This is a genomic window from Streptomyces himastatinicus ATCC 53653 (assembly GCF_000158915.1).
GTDB classification, from domain to species: Bacteria; Actinomycetota; Actinomycetes; order Streptomycetales; family Streptomycetaceae; genus Streptomyces; species Streptomyces himastatinicus.
In genome coordinates this window covers 3433809-3437793 of sequence record NZ_GG657754.1, presented here as the reverse complement: position 1 = coordinate 3437793, position 3985 = coordinate 3433809, and the positions used below count along the sequence as shown (strand labels likewise).

The window sequence follows — 3985 nt, the reverse complement described above, 5'->3', positions numbered from 1 at the left end:
GTCAGGTCGAGCGGATGCTGGAGCAGGTCGCTCCCGGCCGGTACGACGCCTACGAGGCGCTGCTGCACGCCCTCGCCGGGGGGCAGGTCTGGATGCTGCTGTGGCACGGTGCGCCCGGCGATCCCGACGCCCAGTACGGCAACATGGACATGGACGGCCACGGTTACGCACCGTGTGTGACCTCCGCCCAGGAACTCGCCGCCAGTGGCTGGAACCGTGCGCATGAGGTGGTGGACGCCCGCCGGATCGCCGACTCCCTCTACCGCGACCACTACGGCCTCTGGCTCAACCCGCACGCCCCCGGCGGCGGCGTCGGCATCCCCTGGCTCGACCTGCGGCGCATCGCGGGCGGGTTGGACCGACTGCCCGCCGGTCCGCTGCGGGTGACGGATCCGGCCATCGAAATCCCGCAGTTCTACGCCCTGTTGGGGCAGAACGCGCATCGCACCGTCGCGGTGCGCTCGCTGCGCCGGGCCTGGGTGCAGCCCGCGCTGGGCGCCCCGTATCTGGCCATCGGGCTCGATCTGTACGACAACGGCCAGCAGGCCGTGGAGTCGGTGCGGCTGATGATGCAGCAGTCCGTCGGCGTGGTGCCGGAGGGGCTGCCGGTCTCGACGGTCGAGCTGTCGGACGAGCACGACCCGGTCGCGATGTGGATGCGGGCCAACGCCCGGCCGTTCTTCGACCGCGACGCCTACAACGCAGCGCCCGCGCCGCCGCCCCCGTCGTACGGGTACGGCTATCCACCGCCCCGGCACGCGTACTGAGCCGCCTTCTCCGAAACGCCCCACCGCGAAGTTCCTGCGGTGGGGCGTTTGTTACTGATGCGTTCACGGGCCACAACTGTCCGTATACCGGAACCGCTTACTGCACATCACGGTTAGGCATCCATTGCCCGTGGGTACTGGCGGGTGATCACAAACGCGATGAAGACTCCCGCTCCAAGGGGCGCGGTTCCGTAAAACGACCCCTTTCGCTCACCTTGTGAACTTAAGCCGCCACAGCGGCGAGTCGTGGGCCGGTCACCACCGGTCGAGAGGGGTCCCCACCACGATGACGGCACCATTGCACGGCACGAGCACCGACGCAGAGCCGGTGGCGACTGCCGATGTGGCGGCGAATGTGGTCAAGGCGTCGGTCGAGGGAAGATCGCTGCGACAGATTGCCTGGAGACGCCTCAAACGCGACAAGTTGGCGCTTGCGGGCGGCGGCGTGGTCGTATTCCTCGTGCTAGTGGCGATCTTCGCGCCGCTGATCGTGAGCCTGCTGGGCCACCCGCCCAACGAGTTCCACCAGGAGGAGATCGACCCCCTCTTCGGCACCCCCAAGGGCGGCCTGGGCGGCATCAGTTCGGACTTCCTCTTCGGTGTCGAGCCCTCCAACGGCCGCGACGTGTTCAGCCGCGTCGTCTACGGCGCGCGGATCTCGCTGCTGGTGGCCTTCCTCGCGGCCCTGGTCGCCGTCGTCCTCGGCACCGTTTTCGGCATCATCGCCGGATATTTCGGTGGCTGGGTGGACTCGGTGATCAGCCGGGTGATGGACATGCTGCTGGCCTTCCCGCAGCTGCTGTTCATCATCTCCCTGGTCTCGGTGCTCCCCAACGACCTGCTGGGCCTGACCGGCAGCGGGGTGCGCATCGCGGTGCTGGTCTCGGTCATCGGCTTCTTCGGCTGGCCGTACGTCGGCCGCATCGTGCGCGGCCAGACGCTGTCGCTGCGCGAGAAGGAGTACGTGGAGGCCGCGCGCAGCCTCGGCGCAGGCCGCCGCTACATCCTCTTCCGGGAGCTGCTGCCCAACCTGGTGGCGCCGATCACCGTCTACGCGACGCTGATGATCCCCACCAACATCCTCACCGAGGCGGCCCTCAGCTTCCTCGGGGCGGGCGTGAAACCGCCGACCGCGTCCTGGGGGCAGATGCTCTCCAAGGCGGTGAACACCTACGAGGACGATCCCATGTTCATGATCATCCCGGGTGCGGCGATCTTCGTGACCGTGCTGGCCTTCAACCTGTTCGGCGACGGCGTCCGCGACGCCCTCGATCCCAAGGGCACCCGATGAGGCGCCCCGGCCGCGGATGTCAGGCGGCTCCCCGAAGCTTTCCCCGCGCCATGCCACGTACCGCTATCCCGGAGGTTGCAGGAACCATGAAACCCCTACGTTCGTCGAGAAGCAGGCGGATCGTCGGCGCGACGGCTGTCGTCTGCGCCCTGCTGGCCACCGCGGCGTGCGGCGGCGGCAGCGACGACAAATCCTCCGGTGCCGGATTCAACGCGGGGGCGAAGGGCGTCGCCAACGAGTCCACCAAGAAGGGCGGCACGCTGAAGTTCATCAACAAGCAGAACTTCGACTCGCTCGACCCGCAGCGCCAGTACTACGGCTTCGCGTGGGACTTCGCCCGGTTCTACTCGCGTCAACTCATCACGTACGCGCCGAAGCCGGGCGAGGCGTCCAACGAGCTGGTCCCCGACCTGGCGACCTCCAAAGGCAAGATCACCGATGGCGGCAAGACGTACACCTACACCCTCCGCGACGGGATCACCTGGGAGGACGGCTCGGCGATCACGTCCAAGGACGTCAAGTACGGCATCGAGCGCATCTGGGCCAAGGACGTCGTCTCCGGCGGTCCCGGCTATCTGCGCCAGGTCCTCGACCCCAAGGGCGAGTACAAGGGCCCGTACAAGGACAAGTCCAAGGACAAGCTCGGGCTGAAGGCGATCGAGACGCCGGACGACAAGACCATCACCTTCCGCCTCGCCGAGCCCAACGGTGACTTCGAGCAGATGCTCGCGATGCCCACCGGCTCCCCGGTCAAGCAGGAGAAGGACACCGGCGCCCAGTACACCAACCGGCCGTTCTCCTCCGGCCCGTACAAGGTCAAGTCGTTCACCCCGGGCAAGAGCCTGGCACTGGTGCGCAACGACAAGTGGAAGAAGTCCTCCGACCCGGTCCGCGCCGCCCTGCCGGACCAGGTCACGGTCACCTTCAACTCCAACCTGGAAGCCATCGACAAGCTGCTCATCAAGGGCGACTACGACGTCTTCCTGAGCGCCACCGGCATGGGACAGTCCGGCCGCGCCGCCGCGCTCAAGGAGCACAGGGGCAACGTCGACAACATCACGACGAACTTCGTCCGGTACGTCGACCTCGCCTCCAAGGTGAAGCCGTTCGACAACATCCACTGCCGCAAGGCGGTCTTCTACGCGGCCGACTACACCGCGCTCCAGACCACCCGCGGCGGCCCGCAGGCCGGTGGTGACCTCGCCCCCAACATGCTCCCCAAGACCGTCAAGGGCTCGGACGACTACGACCCGTACGGCGTCATCAAGCGCAAGGGCAAGCCGGACCTGGCCAAGGCCAAGGACGAGCTGAAGCAGTGCGGCAAGCCGAGCGGTTTCTCCGCCAACATCGTCTCCCGCACCGACCAGCCCAACGAGACGGCCGCCGCCGAGACGCTCCAGGAGTCTCTGAGCAAGGTCGGCATCAAGCTCGACATCAACGAGATCGAGGGCGGCTCGTCGGCCGGCATCACCGGCTCCCCGTCCGTGATGCACAAGCGCAACTACGGCCTGAACATGACCGGCTGGGGCCCCGACTTCCCGACCGGGCAGGGCTTCTCCCGCCCGCTGTTCGACGGCCGCTTCATCGAGCAGACCGGTAACTACAACGTCTCCGAGACCAACGACGCAGCGATCAACAAGGACTTCGACAACGCGCTCAAGGAGACCGACCCCGCCAAGGCAGGCCAGATCTACGCGGACATGAACCACAAGGTCGCCGACCTGGCCGTGGCCATGCCGTTCCTCTACGAGAAGAACATCACCTGGCGCAGCTCGCGGCTGACCAACGCCTACTCGTCCTCGGCCTACAACGGCCGGTACGACTACGTGTCCCTCGGGGTCAAGTGACGGCCGGCCACCGGCCACCCCACCCCCACCGTCGCTTCATCCGATAGGCCCGAAGGGCAGGTGATGGCCACGCGTGGCGG

Annotated in this window: 3 protein-coding genes; all 3 read left to right on the top strand. The window is 67.2% G+C overall.

The genetic code is table 11. The features are described 5' to 3' along the window. A partial coding sequence (locus SSOG_RS13950; protein ID WP_245606291.1) for an enhanced serine sensitivity protein SseB C-terminal domain-containing protein occupies positions 1-767 on the top strand: 767 nt, incomplete at its 5' end. A gap of 286 nt (positions 768-1053) precedes the next feature. Then, entirely contained in the window at positions 1054-2058 is a 1005-nt protein-coding gene (locus SSOG_RS13945; protein WP_009714867.1) for an ABC transporter permease, read from the top strand. A gap of 86 nt (positions 2059-2144) precedes the next feature. Beyond that, complete coding sequence (locus SSOG_RS13940; RefSeq protein ID WP_039937528.1) at positions 2145-3905, top strand: ABC transporter substrate-binding protein; 1761 nt, start codon at positions 2145-2147, stop codon at positions 3903-3905. Positions 3906-3985 lie beyond the last annotated feature (80 nt).